This window comes from Aestuariibacter salexigens DSM 15300 (assembly GCF_000429145.1).
Lineage (GTDB): Bacteria > Pseudomonadota > Gammaproteobacteria > Enterobacterales > Alteromonadaceae > Aestuariibacter > Aestuariibacter salexigens.
The window spans coordinates 106,882-127,679 of sequence record NZ_AUBH01000004.1 but is presented as its reverse complement, the minus strand read 5'-3'; the positions used below and the strand labels follow the sequence as shown (position 1 = coordinate 127,679).

Genomic DNA, 20,798 nt, shown 5'->3' with positions numbered 1-20,798 from the left:
GAAAGGCCGGAGCAGAGCGCTCCGGCCGAATAACGACCTGTGTTACCAGATACGCACGCGCTGCTCAGGCGGCAAATACAGCGCATCACCCTCCTGCACACCGAATGCCTCATACCAGGCATCATGGTTGCGCGGCGCGAGTGCGCGATAACGCCCTGGCGCGTGTGTACCCGCACGTAGCTGAGACAGCATTGACTGTTCAGTGCGTTTTTCACGCCATACCTGTGCCCAGGCCAGGAAGAATCGCTGGTCGCCGGTTACACCGTCGATGACAGGTGCTTCCTCACCATTGAGGCTCAATTTGTAAGCATGATAGGCCATAGCCAGTCCACCGACATCGCCGATGTTCTCACCCAAACTGTTGCGACCGTTTACGAAGTTGCCTTCAATAGGCTCGTACTGGCTGTATTGTTCGGCGAGCATGTCAGCTTTTTCTTCGAAGGCCGCGCGATCATCGTCTGTCCACCAGTTACGCTGAATGCCTTCGGCGTCTGATTTACTGCCTTGATCGTCGAAGCCGTGTCCCATTTCGTGGCCAATAACAGCGCCAATGGCACCATAGTTGACCGCTGGATCGGCATTAGGATCAAAGAATGGCGGTTGCAGAATCGCAGCAGGGAACACAATCTCATTAAACGAGCTGTTGTAATATGCATTGACTCGCTGCGGCACCATGCCCCAACGCTCTCTGTCAGTTTTTTGTAGCTCCCTTTCCACTTCCTGGTTCTGGAAGAACTGACGAATATTTCTGACGTTGGTCATCAGGTCGGTTGCGCTGATTTCGAGTCCGTCAAATGACTGCCACTCGTCCGGATAACCAATTTTAGGACGGAATGCCTTGAGCTTCGCCATGGCGTTCTTTTTCGTTTCTTCGCCCATCCAGTCCAGGTTTTGAATACGTTCACCCAGCGCTGTACGCAGGTTTTCAACCAGCTCGGCCATCTGCTGTTTGGAGCTTTCAGGGAAGTGACGGTCGACATAGACTTTGCCGATAGCGAAGCCTAATGATTCAGTTCCTGACATCTGGCTAATCGCGCGTTTCCAACGCGGACGAGGTTCCTGCTGACCGTTCAGCGTTTTGCCGTAGAAATTAAAATTCGCCATGTAGATATCATCAGATAACAGCGGCGCATTGTTACTAATAGTGTGGTACATCAGATAGTCTTTCCACACATCCAGTGGCTGCTCGTTGATCAGCGTGATCATGCCTTTCACTGGTTCTGGCTGAGAGACATTAAGATGCGGAATTTTAAGGCCCGTCTGGGCAAAGAATAGATCCCAGTTGAAGCCTGGATAAGCTTCGTTTAGCTCATCACGCTCAATCTGATTCAGGGTCAGGTCGCGGTCACGACGCTTTTCCCGTGGCCAGTGTGCTTCGGCGATTTTGGTTTCCAGAGCGAGTATACCTTGTGCTTTTTGTTCGGCATTTTCTACACCAGCAAAGGCCAGCATTTCCGCCACGTGCTTGACGTATTCAGCGCGGAAATTCTCAAAACGTTCACCCTCTTCCAGATAGTAGGAGCGATCAGGCATACCCAGTCCGCCTGCACCAACAGAGAGCTGATAGCGGTCTGGATCGAGACGGTCAAACCACATTCCGCCCCAGATTGGGCTTCCAGTATCTTCCAGCCACGCTTTACCGAATGTTTCCGTCAGGTCATCAACATTGCTTATTTGTGCGATATTATCCAGTGTCGATTGGATAGGTGTTATACCCAATTCATTTATGCGTTCCACGTCCATAAACGAATTGTAAAAGTCCGCCACCAGCTTGCCTTCACCGCTTAAATTGGGCGTTGCAGCAAGCTCGTCAATGATAGCTTTTACCTGTTCTTCGCTGCGGTCAGCCAATTTAGTGAATGCACCGTAGCGGGTTTTATCCGCAGGCAATTCAAAGTTTTCGTACCAGGTTCCACCTGCATACATGAAAAAGTCATCGCCTGGTTTTACATTCAGGTCACGGGCATCAAGCTCTACGCCAAAACTTCCTAATTCAGCCTGACCTGTCGCTTGTTCTGCTTGTTTCGCTACTGTCTGACTTTCGGTTTGTGGGGCCGGGCTGGCCTGATTCGTGTTAGGTTGACTGCAGCCACTCATGCCGAGCACTGCTACTGCTATAGATGCAGCTAGAATAGACTTTTTCATACTTCCTCAACTGTCGCTTTATAAATATCTATTTTTTGAGCACACTATCATAATGCAAAAAAGTCCATATGCCAGGGCTTTACCGCTGATTACAAAGGACCTTTTTGCAACAAATTATAAACATACGATTCACGTCAACTTGGTATGACATAAGAAAATGTCGAGCGCGCAATGTCATTACGTGCTTCAACAGTAATAGGATTACATTCGTTAATTCACTCTCCGAGAGCGTGCGTAAGCTGATACAGATCAAAGATGCCTATGTGTGTTGAGCGCATACTTTAGGTCAATTAAGCAGTAACAAAAAAGGTGAGTCGCATGTCATTAGAAAAACACAATTTCCTTAACGAATTTCCAGATCACCACCACACCATACGACATTTAAAAATGAATGATGCACATTTTTCCAAAATGCTGAATGAATACAATGAGCTGGACCATGAGGTGTATCGAATTGAATCCGGAGACGAACCGCGCTCTGATGACTATCTTGAACAACAGAAGTTACGTCGTGTGCATTTGAAAGACCAGTTGATCGGCAGAGTAAAACAGGAAGAAGCAGCGCAATAGCGCTGCGAACCCGAATGACATTACGTTAGACACGCCTGCTTGCATTTGCACGGATTTAGCGTAACGTTTTGTTAAGCATAGTAATCAAGGCGTATATGGTTGAGTTGGCTCAAGCAAACTGACATGCCGATTCGCAGCAGCGAACATCCCGTATTACTTATTCTGGGCACAGCCATTTTATATGTGCTCTGTGCGCGTCTGAGCCAGATTTTTGCTATCCCACCCGGAAACATCACGCCAGTCTGGATCCCATCAGGCTTGATGCTCGCCCTCGCGTTTAGATATGGAACAGGCATATGGCCAGGCATTTTTCTGGGCGCATTTTTCGGCAATGTATGGGCCTACTTTTCTACCGATTCACTCGGTAGTATTGCCGCGTCGTTAGCTTCTGGCACATTCAACGGCGTAGGTGATGTGATAGCTATCGTTGTAATGGCACGTCTGATACAGCGATTGACCGGCAGTCACACCCCGTTTTCCAGTTTGCACGAGTTCACATTGTTTGTGCTGATTTGCGCGATTCTCGGTGCCTTTATCAGCGCCCTGTTTGGTGTCTCCGGACTGTACTTATTTGGCTTTTTGGGCGGTGTTGATTACGCGTTTGCGTTTACCAACTGGTGGATTGGTGATGGGGTAGGTGTACTGCTTTTCGCTCCTTTCTTCTCTGCATTTTTGCATCGCCAAAGCGTAACAAGCAAATATTTTGTTCCCATTCTGCTCTTTAGTGCGGCGGTTTTTGCATTCTTTACCGCCGTGATATTCGAACTGCTATATCCAAACAAGTGGTTCATATATTTAAGTATCTTATTGTTACCGCTCGCTTTTATCTCAATGTTACAAGCGGGTCAGCGGGTCGTGTTTACGGTGCAAATCGTTGTTGCCGCCGTCGCTGTTGTTGCCACCAACAAAGAATTGGGGCCGTTTAGCAACTATGAGATCATTTCTCCTTTGATGTCGCTACAGCTCTTCGTGGCAATGATGTCTTGCATTATTTTCGCCATTGCTGTGCTGGTCAATCAGCGCAATCGCCTGAGTATGGCACTCCAGGAAAAAACCGAAAAACTCGAGGCGTTATACCGGCATGACCCGCTCACTGGGCTGTGGAATCGCTACCACATCGTAGAGTTTCTCGATAATGAACTTAATCGTTTTAAGCGCAGCGGCAGTCCATTTGCCCTCTATCTGATTGACGTGGATGATTTTAAACCCGTCAATGATAGGTACGGACATCTTGAAGGCGACCGCATCCTGATTGAATTAAGCAAGGTGTTTCAATCTCATGTCAGAGCGATAGATTTAATTGGCCGATGGGGCGGAGAAGAGTTTCTGGTCATTGCCGCTGAGTCAGACGAGGACGGCGCAGAAGCGTTTGCCAAAAAGCTGATTGAAATTGTATCAGAGCATGATTTTGGTCTGCCAGAGCCACTGACCGTGAGTATCGGCTATACGCTTTGCAAAGACGTTGATTCGCAAACCAGTATTGTGAAACGCGCAGATGACGCGCTTTATCAGGCTAAAGCGAAAGGTAAGAACCAACACTGTTCGAAAGTGTAGGGTAGAAGGCATCAAGCCTGCTATAAGGCAGGCTTGATAGTCAGGCGTAGACACTAGCCCGTGCACTTTTTACCGCGGCATGGCTTGTCGCCGCCACCACCGCCGTCATTCGATGTAACGGTGACATTGCGCCAGGCGGTCCACGCGGAATCACCGACGCTGTTACTTGCCTTAACGCGATAGCGGAATTCACCCGCACCGCTGATATCAGCATAGCTGACGGTGTCCGCAGACAATGTGGCTACAATTTGTGTAGCGTGCCAACGACCATTTTTATGCAGCTTTTCCCGTTCTACGACAAATGCTGTTTCGTTATCGCTATTATCCGTCCAGTTCAACAGAGCTGTACCATTTGCGCCATCAGCAACACTCAGCGTACCGGGTGCACTGGGTGGCTCTGGTTGTGGCGGGGCCTGTTCAGTTACTGCGCATTCTGGCGCAGATGCGACCGTAGTGTTACCAGCAAGATCTCTGGCAGTGACGGTAAAGCAATACTCGGTCTGTGGTTGCAGACCGCTCACTACGAAGTGACTATCCGTTTGCCACGCACTTGTGACGCAGCCCTGTCCTCCGGATTGACAATCAAACTGGTAACTGACTACCCCACCGCGATCATCCACAGCTGTGGTGGCCTGCATCTCAATCTCATAGGCGCCTAACGCATTGGGCATTTGTGCAAACGACATGGGGTTAGGATCTGGTGGCGTTACATCCGGCACGCCTACGGCGATCTGGCCATTCAGATAGTAGTGTCCCTGACTGCCGTAATCGGAGGCGTAGTTGCTCACGGTACCATATACCTCAAGCAAGTAAAGCCCTTCCGCTAAGGAGGTGCTCAAACTGGCACTGGTGTCGAACTCATCAGCACTGTCGGCAATCAGGCCACCCTGGGCATCGTAGAGTCGTAGACCAATATCGAGGTTTGCACCACGACGACTGGAACGTGTAAACGCATCCCACGCAGGCGTAGCGCTGAACTCCACTGGGCCGGACCCGGCATTAAATTGAAACCAGTCCGAGTCTGCAACCTGCACGCTGCCTTTATTGTCTGATACCACACTGCCGGGGTCGAGCTGTCTGTTGGTTGCCGTAAATTGACCATTTTCATCGGTAATCAAGGCAGCAGGTGTTGATGCCGAGCCAGCGCTATCCACACTATCGCCAAGCTGATTGCGAATAATCGCAATATCGTCCTGTGACTGACTGGCGTCCGGATATTCGCCTTTGCTCCATTGCGTAACATTTTTGTAGTAGCCAACTCCCATTATAGGTGCCCAACTGGTTGGCTCATTGTCAGCGCCCAGGCCGCGATAATAGCTTTCAGTAGAGGTGCCATCGTGACTCAGGCCAAAATTATGCCCCATCTCGTGAGAGCCTGCCTCAGCCATAAAATTGGCCGCGCCTGAGCCCAGGCGGTTGTAATACACCAGTGCAGGTTGATAGTAGGTATAGTTACTTCTGCCCCATACGCCTACATAAGCAACACCACCTGCACCCTGACTGGGCATGGCCTTACCATTATTGTCAGTGTCTTTGGTAAATAGTAACCATCCGGTGTTGGGGCCAAAGTTGCTTGGTGCCTGCGTGGTCACGTTGACATCAAACGCAGCAAAGTCGTCGGCAACCCGTGTCCATATCTCATGGATCCGAGCGCGTTCGGTGTCATTAAAGTCTGCTGGGTTGCCATCCAAATCATAAGGGACGGAATCGTAGCTGGCACCGCCGCCCCAAGCCTTGCCGCTGATTTCACCACCATCAAAATCCAGGAAAATGGTGTTGGCTGAACCCGGATTGCTGTGCAGATTGAATACATCGACAGGAGGTAACGTGGCGTTGGTTGTGTCGCTTTGCGGTTCTGCACTGTCGGTAAACTCAACTAAGCCTTCTTCGATGTAAAATAGTTCACCATCGGCATCCACATCCATCAACAGTAGATCCAACGCCGGTATACCGAGATCTGACAGGCGCTGTAAAACCCGCTGACGAATAGGTTCAGGAAGGTTAGACAGACTCTGTTTTAATCTGCCCTCAGGAATATTTTGCATTGCCTGCGGCGGTAGGTTGGTGACACCTGTCCCATCGGGGGCGGCATAAGTAACGCCTGAGATTGATGTACAGACACAGCCTGCAATCAGGCTTAATCGTAGGTTGTTGAACAGACTCATTAGGTTGCTCCAAATTGTTACTACAAGGTCATTTGGAACGGAAAAACAGTCGGCTGCCCGTTTAAAAAACGTCAGCTTTCCGGCAATCCCGCTGTCGTAGAGTAATGACTCCTTAGACCGGTGACTTTGCGCCCCACATTTTCACGTGGTTTGCCATTCTGCATAACTTGCATACCAAAACACTATCAGACCAGCAGATTTTATTAGTATGAAGTGACGCGTTGGGATATTGCTGAAAATACCTTTGTGAAAATCCGTCTACACTAATAGCGGCTATATGTTTGCCAGTAAAGTCCAGAAAAGATAGGGGGTATGCAGTAAAGTTGCGACCTGAGCTGTTTATCAATATTAGTGACAATGAAGTATAAAAAGTATGGATAGGAATACGGCTGTTGAAATGCGACTTACCGCCCCATACCTGTTAACGTATAGAGAATAAGCTGCCTGATTGGCAATGGGTGAAACGCCGTTTCGCCATCATGATTAAAAGGAGCCTTATGAAAGCATCAGACCTGTTCGTCAAAGCACTAGAGGCTGAGGGAGTCGAATATATTTTCGGCATACCCGGTGAAGAGAACCTTGATTTGCTGGAGTCTCTGCGACACTCATCCATCAAACTTATCCTGACCCGGCATGAACAGGGGGCCGGTTTCATGGCCGCTACCTACGGAAGATTAACCGGCAAGGTAGGAGTGTGTCTGTCCACATTAGGGCCAGGCGCGACTAACTTGGTGACCCCCGCTGCTTACGCGCAGTTGGGCGCAATGCCGATGATGGTCATTACCGGACAAAAACCAATCAAAACCAGCAAACAAGGTCGCTTCCAGGTGATTGATGTGGTCGATATGATGCGCCCGATTACCAAATATACCGCTCAGGTAGTGAGTGGTGATCGCATTCCCTCTGTGGTCAGAGAAGCCTTCCGCATTGCCCATGAGGAAAGACCAGGGGCCGTACACATTGAGCTACCCGAGGATATCGCCGCTGAACAGACATCGGCACCGTTGATATCGCCTACTCAGGGGCGTCGTCCTATTGCTGAATATAAAGCCATCAATCGTGCGGTGGAAATGATCGAGCAGGCAACCTCTCCCGTGTTGCTCATCGGCGCCGGTGCGAATCGTAAACTGACCGCTAAAATGCTCAGAGAGTTTGTCGACAAGACCGGTATTCCATTTATCACTACGCAGATGGGTAAAGGCGTACTCAATGAAACCGACAAGCTGTTTATGGGCAATACCGCGCTGTCTGATGGGGATTTTGTTCACAGGGCGATTCGACGAGCCGATCTGATTATTAATGTCGGTCATGACGTCGTTGAGAAACCGCCCTTTTTTATGGAGCAGAACGGTCAACAGGTGATCCATATAAACTTTGATTCTGCGGCGGTGGATCCGGTGTATTTCCCACAGCTTGAGGTGGTAGGCGATATTGCCAATAGCATCTGGCAAATCAAAGAAAAAATTACTCCACAGCAGGGCTGGAAACTTGATTTCTACTGCGATGTACATGATGCCTACGTGGCTCACCGCAGTGAGTCCGAAGATGACGACCGATTCCCGGTGCTGCCGGAGCGCTTTGTAAGGGATATTCGCAAAGCCATGCCTGATGACGGCATTGTGACACTGGATAATGGCGTGTACAAAATCTGGTTTGCCCGAAATTATCCCGCATTCGCACCTAATACGCTGCTATTGGATAACGCACTAGCCACCATGGGCGCTGGGCTGCCTTCTGCCATGGCAGCAAAACTCGTTTATCCAAATCGGGCCGTATTGACGGTCTGTGGCGACGGTGGCTTCATGATGAATAGTCAGGAGATGGAAACGGCGGTGCGCCTGAACTTACACATCGTCGTGATCATTCTGCGTGATGACGCGTACGGCATGATTAAGTGGAAACAGGCGCATATGAATTTTGATAACTTCGGGCTCGATTACGGTAACCCGGATTTCGTCAAATACGCCGAAAGCTACGGCGCAAAAGGCTGGCGAGTCGACTCTACGGAAGGCTTGCTGGGCCTTGTTCAGAAATGTCTGAATGAGCCAGCCGTGCACCTGATTGATTGCCCGGTTGACTACAGTCTGAATGACCAAACACTTAATAAAACAATAAAAGAATTGAGCCAGGAGCTCTAAGGAAACCCTATGTTAAAGGATGCTTATCCTTACTATCTTGCAAACGAGGCCGTTTTTGCAAATCAGGATCTTGCTGTCACCAACAAATATACGGGTGAAGTGGCCACACGAGTGGCCATGGCAGGTGAAGATGTGATTGATCAGGCTATCGCAGCAGCAGTTGATGCTCAGGAAGCGTTGACAGCAATGAAACCTCACCAGCGTCAGGATATCCTGAATCATTGTGTCGAACGTTTTAAAGAGCGTTTCGATGAACTCGCCGAAGCGTTATGCGTTGAGGCTGGTAAACCTATAAAAGATGCACGCGGGGAAGTGACTCGCCTGATCGATACGTTTCGCATTGCCGCTGAAGAGGCCGTGCGCATCAATGGCGAGGTCATTAACCTTGAGATCACGCCACGGGCCAATGGCTACCGCGGTATGACTAAGAAGGTCCCGATCGGACCCTGTTCATTTATTTCACCGTTTAACTTTCCGTTAAATCTGGCCGCTCACAAAGTTGCGCCTGCCCTGGCGGTAGGATGTGCATTTGTATTGAAACCTGCATCTCGCACGCCACTTGGCGCATTGATTATCGGAGAGATACTGGCCGAGACTGATTTGCCTAAAGGCGCATTCAGTATATTGCCCTGTAGCCGTGACGGCGCGGAGCTTTTTACTACTGACGACCGCTTCAAGTTGCTCAGTTTTACCGGCTCTCCGGATGTGGGATGGGATCTCAAAGCCCGTGCCGGGAAGAAACCAGTGATCCTTGAATTGGGTGGCAATGCAGGCTGTATCGTCGATGCGGATGCCGATCTTGATGACGCTATTGAGCGCATCGTATTTGGTGCGTATTACCAGTCTGGACAGAGCTGTATCAGCGTGCAGCGAATATTCATTCACGACAGTATTTACGATGAATTCAAGACACGGTATGTCGACAAAGTCAGCCAGCTAACAATGGGGGACCCCTTTGACGAAAATACATTCATTGGTCCAATGATTGCCGAGTCTGAGGCAAAACGACTGGAGTCATGGATCCAGAATGCGGTATCAGCGGGGGCAACATTATTGTGCGGCGGTAAACGGGACGGCGCCATGCTAGAAGCGACTATTCTTGAGAATGCACCGCATGATAGTGAAGTAAACGCTGAAGAAGCCTTTGGACCTGTTACCGTCATCAGTAAATTCAGCGACTTCGACGAAGCCCTTAATAAAGTAAATGATAGCCAGTTTGGCTTGCAGGCCGGTGTGTTTACCCGAGACATCTATAAAGCGCAGAAGGCGTGGGATGTGCTTGATGTGGGCGGTGTGGTAATTGGTGATGTGCCTAGCTGGCGGGTGGATAACATGCCTTATGGCGGCGTGAAGGAATCAGGCTTGGGCAGGGAGGGCATCAAATACGCCATTGAGGATATGACCGAGACGCGCCTGTTGGTGATCCGGGACCCGCAGGGTTAGGCCTACCCTGACCAACAACATCTGGTAAAAATTGGCTGCCCGTTGTGGGCAGCCGATGGCAAACATGAATCACTTTAGGTAAGACGACCACTATGACCTATCCGATCGGCAAGCCCGGTACTCCCTGGGGAAACGAAGAAAAACAACACTGGTTGCAACAGCAACATGTACAGCGTAGTTACCAGACAGAGGTATTAGATAAAATCATGCCCCTGTCAGAACGCTTTGAGCTTATTCAATACGGGGCATTACCTTATGACGAAATCAAGTATCCGCTGTACGCGCTGAAATCTTTTGACTGGCAGTTGGACCGTCCCAATGTGCTGGTGACCGGTGGCGTACATGGCTACGAGACTAGCGGTGTGCAGGGTGCAATCCGGTTTGCTGAGACGGTGGCGCTGGACTATACCAATAGAATTAACTTGCTCATCGCTCCCTGCATTAGCCCGTGGGGCTATGAAACTATCAATCGCTGGAACCCTGATGCCGTCGATCCTAATCGTTCTTTTACGGATAACTCACTTTCTGCAGAAGCGCGGATGGTGATGCAGTTGGTTCGGCAATTAGATGTGCAGTGGCTGGCCCATTTTGACCTGCATGAGACGACCGACACGGATAACAGCGAGTTTCGCCCTGCTTTAGCAGCCAGAGACGGCACGACCCATGATAACTGGAATATTCCGGATGGCTTTTATACCGTTGACGACAGCACGCGCTCACAGCCCGACTTTCAACGCGCGGTCATCGAAAGCGTAGGTAAAGTGACTCATATTGCGCCGCCGGATGAACACGGCAAAATTATAGGCGCAGACGTTACTCAACCTGGGGTCATCAATTACGACAAGCGCTCCTTAAAACTGTGTGGTGGGTTTACCAATGCTGAGTACGTCACCACCACGGAAGTCTACCCTGACAGTCCGTCTGCGACACCGGAAATCTGCATTGATGCCCAGGTCGCTGCGATCGTTGGTGGTCTGCAATATTTGCTTGCTAACACTAAATGATTGTTGTCACTGGGCGATATCGTCGAGCAGCCTGTTAACGTGTTCATAAAATGCCTGTGCCGCTGGCGAGGCGACCTTGCCTTGTGGGGTGACCAGGTACCAGCGGCTTTTTATAGGGAGTTCCTTAACCTGAAGCTCAACCAGATTCCCGGGCGCCATGTGGCTAAGTGCATGGCGGCTGATGATGGCGATGCCCAAACCCGCCACAACGGACTCTTTAATTGCCTCGTTACTCGCTATGGTCAAAGGACGAAGGTGGGGGGCGCCATATTCTTTGAAGAAACCTTCGATAGCAAAGCGTGTGCCTGAACCCTGTTCTCGGATCAGAAAACGTTCATTGCGTAAGTCAGACCAGGTCAGGTCCGCCTGGTTTGCCAGCGGATGATCCTGTGGCGCGATAAGTACCAGTGGGTTATCGGTAATAGGTTGAGCGTTGATATCCAGCTCCCGGGGGGGGTGACTAAAGATGTAAAAGTCATCCAGATTCTGACGCAGGCGAGCAATAATTTCAGCGCGGTTGCCGACATTAAATTCAGGCTCAATAGATGGATACAGTCGGCAAAAAGAGCCAAGCCAGGTGGGAACCAGGTATTTAGACGTGGTCACCGCTGACAGTCGAAGATGACCAAACGATAACCCTGCTCGTTTGGCAAGCCGCATCTCCAGATTTTCCAGTACTGCAAACAAATCGCGGCTTGCCTCCAATAACTCCTGTCCTGCATCGGTCAGATACAGCTTTTTGCCGACCTGTTCAAATAACGCGGTTTGTGTAGTCTGGGCAAGCTTTGCCAACTGTGTCGATACCGTTGGCTGGGCCAGATGCAGTGTCTTGGCAGCGTCGGTGACGCTGCCGCAGTCAGCCACAGAGCGGAAGATTTCTAACTGTCTGAAGGTGAGCTGGCGGGTATGAAATGATTTTATCATCTATGAAAATCGATAAAAAATAACAATAAAATCTATTATTATAAATGTTATGACTCATTACAATGACGCCCGAATTTAGCTAACCCCATCGGAGACAAGATAATGAGCATGCAACCGGTTCCTATTACCATTGCCAATGGAGATGGCATTGGCCCGTCTATCATGCAGGCAACACTGCATATCCTTGAAGCTGCGGGCGCGCGTATTGCGCCTGAAACGATAGAGATTGGTGAGCAGGTTTATCTGCGTGGACAGACCAATGGTATTGATGACAGTGCGTGGGAGTCGCTACGCCGCACCAAAGTGTTTCTTAAGGCCCCCATCACGACACCTCAGGGAGGCGGTTATAAAAGTCTCAATGTGAGTATGAGAAAAGCGCTGGGGCTTTATGCCAATGTGCGCCCTTGCGTTGCCTACTCGCCCTTCGTCGACACTAAACATCCGAATATGGATCTGGTGATTATTCGAGAAAATGAAGAAGATTTGTATGCAGGCATCGAGCATCGTCAGACTGAAGAGGTTTACCAGTGTCTGAAACTGATCACTCGCCCAGGGTGTGAGCGTATCGTGCGCTACGCTTTTGAATACGCCAGACAGCAGGGGCGTGAGCGTGTCACCTGTATGATCAAAGACAACATCATGAAGTTGACAGATGGTCTGTTTCACAAGGTGTTCAAGGAAATCGGCGAGCAATACCCGGACATTGAGCAGGACAGCATGATCATTGATATCGGTGCTGCACGCATTGCAGACACGCCGGAAAACTTTGACGTTGTGGTCATGCCCAACCTTTATGGCGATATCGTCTCTGATGTGGCGGCACAGATCGCTGGCTCAGTAGGTATGGCAGGTTCAGCCAACATTGGTGACCAGTGCGCCATGTTTGAGGCCATTCATGGCTCAGCACCAGATTTAGCTGGCCAGGACGTGGCTAACCCCTCAGGCCTGTTGCATGGTGCAGTTCAGATGCTGGTACACATTGGCCAGGCGGATGTTGCAGAAAAGGTTCATAATGCCTGGCTCTGCACGCTTGAAGACGGCATTCATACCGCAGATATTTATAAACAGACGGTCAGCAAGCAAAAAGTTGGCACCATGGCGTTTGCCGATGCAGTGATTGCAAGATTGGGTAAAACACCATCGCTGCTTTCGCCAGTCAGTTACGCACAAAGCACGCCACTTAAACTGCCGACGCCGGTGCGTAAAGCGCCTGCTCAAAAGGCGCTGGTAGGGATTGATATCTTCCTGCAATGGCAGCAGGGTGAGCCTGCTGAGTTAGGACAAAAACTTAACGCCCTGAGTCGCGAGAATATTAAACTGCAACTTATCACCAACCGTGGTGTGAAAGTCTGGCCAACCGGGTTTCCGGAAACGTTCTGTACGGACCACTGGCGCTGTCGTTTTCTGTCACCGACCGAAAATCTGGACTTTGCCGAAGTACTGGCCTTGCAGACCCGTTTGCACGACGCCGGTTTTGATGTGGTGAAAACAGAAAACCTGTATACCTTTGACGGTGAAGCGGGTTATGCCTCGGTACACGGCTAATGAGTGCGGCGCATCGCGATGAATTGTCTATGGCGGTGCGCTTCGTTTACATCAAAGGATAAATTGTTGCGGCGTCGCTGGTGACCTGCGATTAACAGCGTGTATAGTACTAAATTGACAGCAATCAACATTAACCTTTGAGGTAACACAACGTGACAGGCGCCGTATTAAGTAATTGGGACGACATTCTTTTACTCAACGATCAGCTCAGCGAGGACGAGCGTATGATCCGGGATATGGCGCACAGCTTTTGTCAGGAAGTGTTACAGCCGGGTATCCTGATGGCCAATCGCGAAGAAAAGTTTGACCCGAACATTATGCGTCAGTTCGGTGAGGTCGGCTTATTGGGCTCGACGATCGATGGCTACGGCTGTTCCGGAGTCAATTACGTCTGCTATGGCCTTATTGCCAGAGAAGTCGAGCGCGTAGATAGCGGATATCGCAGTGCCATGAGTGTGCAGTCATCGCTGGTGATGCACCCTATTTACAAATTTGGTACCGAAGCGATGCGAGAAAAGTATCTGCCTAAACTCGCGACCGGTGAAATGATCGGTTGCTTCGGTCTGACTGAACCGGATGCAGGCTCCGATCCGGCCGGCATGAAAACGCGCGCAGTTAAGGTTGACGGCGGTTACAAGCTTACCGGTTCAAAAATGTGGATCACTAATTCTCCCATCGCAGATGTCTTTGTGGTGTGGGCCAAAAACGAAGCGGAAGATAACAAGATTTGTGGCTTTGTACTAGAGAAGGGCATGGCCGGACTCAGCGCACCGAAGATTGAGGGCAAACTGTCACTCAAAGCCTCGATCACAGGTGAAATCGTGATGGACAACGTATTTGTGCCTGAAGAAAACATGTTCCCTGAGGTGAGAGGATTAAAAGGCCCGTTTAGCTGCCTGAACATGGCACGCTATGGCATCTCCTGGGGTGCAATGGGTGCTGCCGAATATTGTTGGCATGCCGCTCGACAGTACGGTCTTGACCGACACCAATTTGGCCGGCCGCTGGCACAGACACAGCTTTTTCAAACTAAACTGGCCAATATGCAAACCGAGATCACCCTGGGCTTACAGGCCTCCCGTCGCGTTGGTGAAATTATCGACACTGGAAGCTGGGACCCGACCATGATTTCTCTGGTCAAGCGCAACAATTGCGGCAAAGCATTAGACATTGCGCGTATGGCCCGAGACATGCACGGCGGAAATGGCATTGCCGATGAGTTTCACGTCATTCGGCATATGATTAATCTTGAGACGGTCAATACTTACGAAGGAACCTATGACGTGCATGGTCTCATTCTGGGGCGCGCGCAGACTGGCTTGCAGGCGTTTTTCTGACCATTAGCCGCTAGTGCGCGGCTTTCGAGCGTTTAAATAGATCTGCCGTGGCATTGAAACCTTCATGCCTTAGCCATGTCACGGCTTTTTCCTCGCAATCAAAGTGTGCGCGTTTGAACTCGCCCTGCTCCTCAACAATCATTCTACCCAGAAACTCTTTTTTCATCGCTGAGGGAGCATAAACATTGGCGGCTCTCTTCAACCCATGGGAAATACACCAGTCTACTAACTCTTTAATGATGGCGAACATCTCGGGACTGCAGAGATCCCAGTTATCTAGGTAGACCATGTGTCCCCAGTCGCCGTTTATTTCACTGGCCAATGCTTTGAAGTCGCGAGAAAAATTTGCCGCCGCGATATCATTCCAGGTATCGACTAATTCCGCATAGAGCACATTGTCATGCTGCCAAAGACGATACGAACCATGCTGTTCAGGATGCATAACGTATTTCAATGCGATAGTTTCAACTAGTATTAAGAATAGGAGTTATTTACCCTGACGCCAACTTGTTCACACAGATTTTGACGGTGAGGGTCGACTCGCATAATACTTGGGTCTATCACCAGGAAGACGGTTCCAATATGTCTATACGTTTGCCTTTATATAAAAAATTAACGGTATTATTTCGCATTGAGCCAGGGTGTCTGGGGCCACAGGGGAAAGACTACGTAGAAGAGTTTTGCGTATTTGCGCGCACTGAACTCAAGTCGTTTGAAAGCGGTATCCTGCGCTGGGTTATCAAACCCCGGTACGATAAATCTTTGCCTGAAATTGAATATGCGCTGAGTAATGAGACAGTAGACAGACAAAAAGCTGACGCATTCTTTTCTGATTTTGATAAGTCTATCGCTAACTTTGAATCCACATTGGATGACAAGCTAGCTGATTTAGTCGAGCAGTTTTTCGAACGATAGAGCCTTATGATAAGCCCGTTGCTCCGATTCACTCATGCCCTTGGTATAGACATCGGCGAGTGATTTGCGCAGTGATGGATCCTCCAATATCGCGTTTATTTCGTTGATATGCTGTTTTCCCCGTTCGGTAAGACTGCAGGCAATATGTGCAGGTACAGCCTGTTTGCTGTCTTCAAGAGCAAAACTTGTAAGTGGCGTATCATCTCCTACCGCTCGCCGTATTTCGTGAAGTGTTGTTGGATATTCGAGCATGTAGTCGATGCGCCCACGTTTCAACAGCGGAATAGCACGCTCCATCTCGCCACTGTCAAGGTTGATGAATCGTTGTGGCTCGTCGGCAATGATGTCACCAATAACGGGGTGAGTTATCGCTCCCCTTGTATATCCGAAAATCAGTGATGGGTAGGTGCTCGCTAATGTTTCGAGAGACAACGTTCGTTGGCCAGTCTGGCGTTTCAGCAGTTGTGCATGTTCAGACTCGCGCAATGCATATAACCTCAAATCAAGATAATACACTGCAGGCTGACTAAAATACGTGACCTGCTGCCTCGCCTCGGTCCGTAACACATTTAAAATACAGGCATTTGCGTTTTCAACGATAAAGTCAAAGGCCGCTGTAGAGCTCATATTGTGTATCTGCAACGTCGTGTTATTTGCGAGTTGTTGCCGCCACCACTGTGTTGCCTCTGTATCGCTGTAAGATACTGTTAATGCATCCTGATTATTGTCGAAGTACTTATTAATCAGGATCCAATGCAATGTGCTGTCGGCATGCCGGCTGGTATCTGATGCAGATTTCACGAAAGGTACACTGATATTTTCGGCGATGAGTTGCTCAATGCGGGTTTCAAAATGCTCGCGAGCAGATGCGGTTGTAAATTCGATGTACACCGGTTTTGAGGAAGAAATTGCTTGTTTTTCGATATGTTTATTGCGACTGGTATACAGACCTGCATTATCTGCGTAGTCGATGATTGCAGATATTCGTCCACGTTCTAATAAGGTTAATGCAGCTTCCTCTTCATCGATTGGGTATACGGCAGTCTCATATCGCAGCCGATAGGGACGATTAACGACACCAGTGAACTCTGACGATTGGGAAATACCTCCGGGTAAGGTAAGTAAGGCAAAAGCGGGAATAGCTGCATATTCATAGCGGCTACGCAACCAGTCTTCATCCGGTTGAGGAACAACGCTTAGGCGTATAGTTACGTCAGCTGCAACATCAGAATGATAGATCACAGGAGTATTCAGAACCTCACTAAAATGCTGTTCTATACGTTCTCTTTGTTGCTCAGAAAGGGTGATCTGCTCGGGTAGGAAATGCAGATGCTGCGTTGTCTTTGAATGTGCATGTGAACAAAACAGCGTAAGGAACGCAACGTACCACAACAGATGCGCGGCTACGCGAAGCATTGAATGGCGCCTATGCATAATATTACCAGCTATCTACGAGCGGTTTGTACAGCGCGTCATCTAACAAGCTGCCCCTTTTAACCGGTCGTACCCGAACCTGCTCTCGCGCATCGTTCCATGTTTCGTAAGTGCGACCGTCTACTCTGTAACTGGTTGGCTCTGTGCTTCGGAATGCGCCTAATTTGTATGCGTGTTGAAGCAGTTTCCCGGCGTCTGGCATGGCCTCGACTGAGTTATTAACGATTAACTGTTGATTACCGGCTGCATCTGTACTTAGAAGCACTGCAATATCCATAATGCGGTTTATCTGCCCGGAAGATAATAATTGTTGTTTAGCATCGTCAAACTGTGCAATAAGCTGCTTTGCATTTTCAATATCAGCCTTGATTCCGAGACTGACATTGACGCTTATCATTGGCCTTTGGCTGATGTACAAAAGCTCCTCTCCGTCAGCGGCCAGTAATCGGTTAAATTCTTCAACTTGCAGTCTGTCTGCAAGGATAAAGTCAACTCTATCATCAGCGAGCTGGCGGAAATTATCAAAATCGGTGGGGACTCTGGCCCAGCGAACATCATGCAAGTTTCTGATTCGATCGCTGTCAGCAAAACGCCTTACAATGCCGACGCGTTCTCTTCTAAGCTGTGACTGGGAAGTGATCTCTTGCGCACTCTCCTGTTTAGATACGATATGCAGGTGGTGAGTAAAAAACGGCTGCGAATAGATAAATCCCGGTCGCGTTTCCAACAGGCTCAATTGATCTATATAGCCATCATAGCGTCCAGCTTTGAGCCCACTTACCGACATCGCCAGTGTGCTGACATCAATATTGTGCCGAGTCTTCGTTGCGTTAAGGATAGCCGAAGCTAGATCGGTTAGCCTTGACCTGTCAGGATCGTATTCAACATAGGTCGGCCATTCATCTGCTACCAAACGCAGAGTCTGCCCAACGCTATAAGGCATGAAAACAACGGCGGCGAAGACAGCTGTGAAGCGGAGTAATTTTGCAATCATGCCACCACAGTATTTGATGTCAGCGCGTATCACAACACCTCCATGAGTCTCTTGGTATACCTGCACTTAATATGATCAGATTACCAGTCCGGTTCAAGTTCGCAACGTCTCAGACAGATGTGGTTGAATTTTACGCTAAAGTCTAATGGTGCTGTGCAATGAAAGGCGTAGAGTCTCATATGCGAGCGTTATGCTTGCGTTGCCTATGGAGGCACTCAGTGAATCAACAGCCATCTGGTCTGCATAAACATCCTGTGTCACCCGGTGATAACAGGCATACGGTGAGGTATTTCGACGAATTCCGTGAAATCGAGCAAGGTAATCTTGGTAACGCTAAAATACTGTTAGTAGATGACGAGCTTATAAACCTCGAGTTACTCCAACATCAGTTGTCCGCACATTACAAATTATCAACCGCCAAAAGCGGTATGGAAGCTGTCGAATACTGTATCTACAATCTGCCCGATCTCGTTTTAATGGATGTGAATATGCCGCAAATTAATGGCATGGAAGCATGTGAAATGCTAAAGAGCAACCAGCTTACACGTCACATTCCTGTGTTATTTCTCACCTCTATGGATTCTGTTGAAGATGAAATCAGATGTCTGGATATCGGCGGTAGTGACTTCATTACCAAACCTGCCAATATAAAAACGTTGATAAACAGAATAAACATCCATCTTACTCTAAAGCTCAAGGCAGACTTATTACACAATCTGGTTTTCAAAGACTCACTGACTGGTGTTTACAGCCAACGCTATTTGCAGGAGTTTTTATATGATGCATTCGACGCAGCAATGCGCGTCGAACAACCTCTCTCACTGCTAGTGATCGATATCGACCATTTTGACGCCATTAATGTTAACTACGGGCATGACGCTGGCGACCACTGCCTGTGTAAATTGGCACAGGTTATTGATGGCTGTTTAAAACGTCCAACAGACCTGGTAGCGAGAACGGGTGGCGACCGATTTGTTTGTGTGCTGAAGACAACCGACGCTGCTGGCGCGATCCAGTTGAGCAACCATGTGATAGAGCAAGTGCAGGGTGCCTCGCAACGATTGCCAATTGGTGATGAGCTGCTAAGTGTGAGCATTGGTATCAGCAGTACCAGTAAAGACAAAAGCATTACGTCAGCGAACGAAATGATGCAGGTTGCTGAACATAAACTGCAACAGGCAAAGCAGGCAGGTCGCCATTGTTACGCTGTGTGATGCAGTCTAGGCTCGCTAGCTAACCGCTACGCTTAGGTGATACCCAGCGTATTTGCGCATATTAATGACGCGGTCGCCGTCCAACAAAAGATACTGACCTTTAATTCCCTGTAATTCGCCTCCAAACTGCATGTCTTTATCCAGATTGATTGACTTGATTTTCGTTGGGTAGGCCGTTACCGGGTAGCTGATCGCAAACGGCTTAGCGTTAACCGTTTGCACCGATTGCAGGCCATGTGTATCGGAAATCGCTTTTATGTCGTTCTGCACAAGCTCTAGCAACTGGTCTCGCTGTGCCAACAAATCAACGCCGCTCGCGTCACCTTTCAGCATGGTTCGCCAGTTGGTTTTATCGGCGATATGGGCTTTAAATACGGATTCTACCAGGCCGCTGACGAGACGATTCTTGACCCGTAAAATAGGCAGAGCCTGAGTCGCCCCTTGATCTATCCAGCGGCTGGATACGCCATCCGTGACGTGGCGGGTGATACCCACTTTCACTGTGCCGGTATTGGCAAGATAGACAAAGTGGTCCTGCATACAGTTTTCTTCGCCCCACTGGGGCTCGCGGCAGGTCCCTTCGTGGTAGTGGCACTTTTCCGGTTTGATAATGCAGCTGTCGCACTGTGCAAGCGTTATAAGACAACGGTAGCAATAGCCTTGATTAAAACTCTTCTTGGTTTTGGTATTACAGTGCACGCAGTGAATATTGCCATCAAAGGTCACCTCAATTTGATGACCTACGGCAGCATTCATATCGATAAGCTCATCGCCTACGGGCAGTTGATAATGGGCCTTGTGAGCCGCGTCAGTGCGGACGCGCATTTTTCGAACGTTGCCGACGAGAAGGGTCATAAACACCATACAAATATCAGATCGAGATGGCGCAAACCCTATAGTAATTTGCCAACAGGTACAATATGGCACTGTTCACTCGTGTCATACTGTGTGACAGATTGATGAATAATTGTTTAATTTTGCTAAAACTGCTAACCACATAGGTAATGCCTGTGCTATTCTTTGCAGGTCTTTGATAAGACGTGTTTTATTGTAAGTCGCTTTATGTAAGAAATTGCGGCGGTTTAGAAGTCCGCTTTGAAGTAAGTTCCAACCATAAGTCACGTAGCAAGAAAGACATTCATTAAAGACGAGTGCACTCAGTGTCGAGTGCTTTTATAACTTTGAATAAATTAAGTGAGGATGAAATGTCTCAAGCTACTGGTACAGTAAAATGGTTCAATGCGGACAAAGGTTATGGTTTCCTGAGCAAGGATGACGGTGGAAAGGACGTATTCGTACACTTCCGCGCTATTCAGACTGACGGTTACAAAACACTAACTGAAGGTCAAGCAGTTACATTTGATATCGAAGAAGGTCAAAAAGGCCCTCAAGCTGCTAACGTTAAAGTGCTTTAAT

Annotated in this window: 17 protein-coding genes and 1 riboswitch; of the genes, 10 read left to right on the top strand and 7 right to left on the bottom strand. The window is 48.9% G+C overall.

Annotated elements, in window-relative coordinates; translation table 11 throughout:
- Window positions 1-42: 42 nt before the first annotated feature.
- Window positions 43-2,145, bottom strand: a complete 2,103-nt coding sequence (locus G441_RS0107895; protein WP_026375842.1) for a M13 family metallopeptidase — start codon at window positions 2,143-2,145, stop codon at window positions 43-45.
- Between the two features lie 318 nt (window positions 2,146-2,463).
- On the opposite strand from G441_RS0107895, the gene G441_RS0107890 reads away from it, so the two are divergent.
- On the top strand, window positions 2,464-2,715 hold the full coding sequence (locus tag G441_RS0107890) for an HP1242/YdcH family protein (RefSeq protein WP_026375841.1): 252 nt from the start codon (window positions 2,464-2,466) through the stop codon (window positions 2,713-2,715).
- 123 nt (window positions 2,716-2,838) lie between these two features.
- The gene (locus G441_RS0107885; RefSeq protein ID WP_026375840.1) at window positions 2,839-4,269 is read left to right on the top strand and encodes a sensor domain-containing diguanylate cyclase; all 1,431 of its coding nucleotides are present in this window, start codon (window positions 2,839-2,841) and stop codon (window positions 4,267-4,269) included.
- A gap of 53 nt (window positions 4,270-4,322) precedes the next feature.
- Here the strand turns inward: G441_RS0107885 and G441_RS19265 are convergent, their stop codons facing one another.
- Window positions 4,323-6,434 carry a zinc-dependent metalloprotease family protein gene (locus tag G441_RS19265; protein WP_051275428.1) on the bottom strand — a complete coding sequence of 704 codons (2,112 nt, stop codon included), beginning with the start codon at window positions 6,432-6,434 and terminating at the stop codon, window positions 4,323-4,325.
- Between the two features lie 78 nt (window positions 6,435-6,512).
- A riboswitch (cyclic di-GMP riboswitch) is annotated at window positions 6,513-6,599 on the bottom strand.
- Window positions 6,600-6,931: 332 nt separating this feature from the next.
- Between G441_RS19265 and G441_RS0107875 the strand changes: the two genes are divergently transcribed.
- The 3 genes from G441_RS0107875 (at window position 6,932) to G441_RS0107865 (ending at window position 11,019) form a co-directional block, all read left to right on the top strand.
- Complete coding sequence (locus G441_RS0107875; RefSeq protein WP_026375839.1) at window positions 6,932-8,572, top strand: acetolactate synthase large subunit; 1,641 nt, start codon at window positions 6,932-6,934, stop codon at window positions 8,570-8,572.
- Between the two features lie 9 nt (window positions 8,573-8,581).
- Window positions 8,582-10,015, top strand: a complete 1,434-nt coding sequence (locus G441_RS0107870; protein ID WP_026375838.1) for an aldehyde dehydrogenase family protein — start codon at window positions 8,582-8,584, stop codon at window positions 10,013-10,015.
- A gap of 92 nt (window positions 10,016-10,107) precedes the next feature.
- Window positions 10,108-11,019 (top strand): M14 family metallopeptidase, encoded by a 912-nt coding sequence (locus G441_RS0107865; RefSeq protein ID WP_034474709.1) that lies wholly within the window; start codon window positions 10,108-10,110, stop codon window positions 11,017-11,019.
- Window positions 11,020-11,025: 6 nt separating this feature from the next.
- Here the strand turns inward: G441_RS0107865 and G441_RS0107860 are convergent, their stop codons facing one another.
- Window positions 11,026-11,943, bottom strand: a complete 918-nt coding sequence (locus G441_RS0107860) for a LysR family transcriptional regulator (RefSeq protein ID WP_026375836.1) — start codon at window positions 11,941-11,943, stop codon at window positions 11,026-11,028.
- 102 nt (window positions 11,944-12,045) lie between these two features.
- Here G441_RS0107860 and G441_RS0107855 point away from each other — a divergent pair, with 102 nt between their 5' ends.
- The gene (locus G441_RS0107855; RefSeq protein WP_034474708.1) at window positions 12,046-13,488 is read left to right on the top strand and encodes an NADP-dependent isocitrate dehydrogenase; all 1,443 of its coding nucleotides are present in this window, start codon (window positions 12,046-12,048) and stop codon (window positions 13,486-13,488) included.
- A gap of 152 nt (window positions 13,489-13,640) precedes the next feature.
- The gene (locus tag G441_RS0107845) at window positions 13,641-14,825 is read left to right on the top strand and encodes an acyl-CoA dehydrogenase (RefSeq protein ID WP_026375834.1); all 1,185 of its coding nucleotides are present in this window, start codon (window positions 13,641-13,643) and stop codon (window positions 14,823-14,825) included.
- A gap of 10 nt (window positions 14,826-14,835) precedes the next feature.
- Here the strand turns inward: G441_RS0107845 and G441_RS18245 are convergent, their stop codons facing one another.
- Complete coding sequence (locus G441_RS18245) at window positions 14,836-15,267, bottom strand: hypothetical protein (RefSeq protein ID WP_051275427.1); 432 nt, start codon at window positions 15,265-15,267, stop codon at window positions 14,836-14,838.
- A gap of 140 nt (window positions 15,268-15,407) precedes the next feature.
- Here G441_RS18245 and G441_RS0107835 point away from each other — a divergent pair, with 140 nt between their 5' ends.
- Entirely contained in the window at window positions 15,408-15,740 is a 333-nt protein-coding gene (locus tag G441_RS0107835) for a hypothetical protein (RefSeq protein WP_026375833.1), read from the top strand.
- On the opposite strand, the gene G441_RS0107830 is transcribed toward G441_RS0107835, so the two are convergent.
- On the bottom strand, window positions 15,714-17,156 hold the full coding sequence (locus G441_RS0107830; RefSeq protein ID WP_026375832.1) for a hypothetical protein: 1,443 nt from the start codon (window positions 17,154-17,156) through the stop codon (window positions 15,714-15,716). The genes G441_RS0107835 and G441_RS0107830 overlap by 27 nt on opposite strands.
- A 22-nt stretch (window positions 17,157-17,178) precedes the next feature.
- Window positions 17,179-18,201: a substrate-binding periplasmic protein gene (locus G441_RS18240; protein ID WP_156896313.1), complete on the bottom strand. Its 1,023-nt coding sequence runs from the start codon at window positions 18,199-18,201 to the stop codon at window positions 17,179-17,181.
- Window positions 18,202-18,386: 185 nt separating this feature from the next.
- On the opposite strand from G441_RS18240, the gene G441_RS0107820 reads away from it, so the two are divergent.
- A complete protein-coding gene (locus G441_RS0107820; RefSeq protein ID WP_169726063.1) occupies window positions 18,387-19,382 on the top strand; it encodes a diguanylate cyclase in 996 nt (331 codons plus the stop codon).
- A gap of 15 nt (window positions 19,383-19,397) precedes the next feature.
- Here G441_RS0107820 and G441_RS0107815 read toward each other — a convergent pair whose 3' ends face one another.
- Window positions 19,398-20,237 carry a DUF2797 domain-containing protein gene (locus tag G441_RS0107815; protein WP_026375830.1) on the bottom strand — a complete coding sequence of 280 codons (840 nt, stop codon included), beginning with the start codon at window positions 20,235-20,237 and terminating at the stop codon, window positions 19,398-19,400.
- 350 nt (window positions 20,238-20,587) lie between these two features.
- Between G441_RS0107815 and cspE the strand changes: the two genes are divergently transcribed.
- On the top strand, window positions 20,588-20,797 hold the full coding sequence (gene cspE, locus G441_RS0107810; protein WP_026375829.1) for a transcription antiterminator/RNA stability regulator CspE: 210 nt from the start codon (window positions 20,588-20,590) through the stop codon (window positions 20,795-20,797).
- Window position 20,798: the final 1 nt, after the last annotated feature.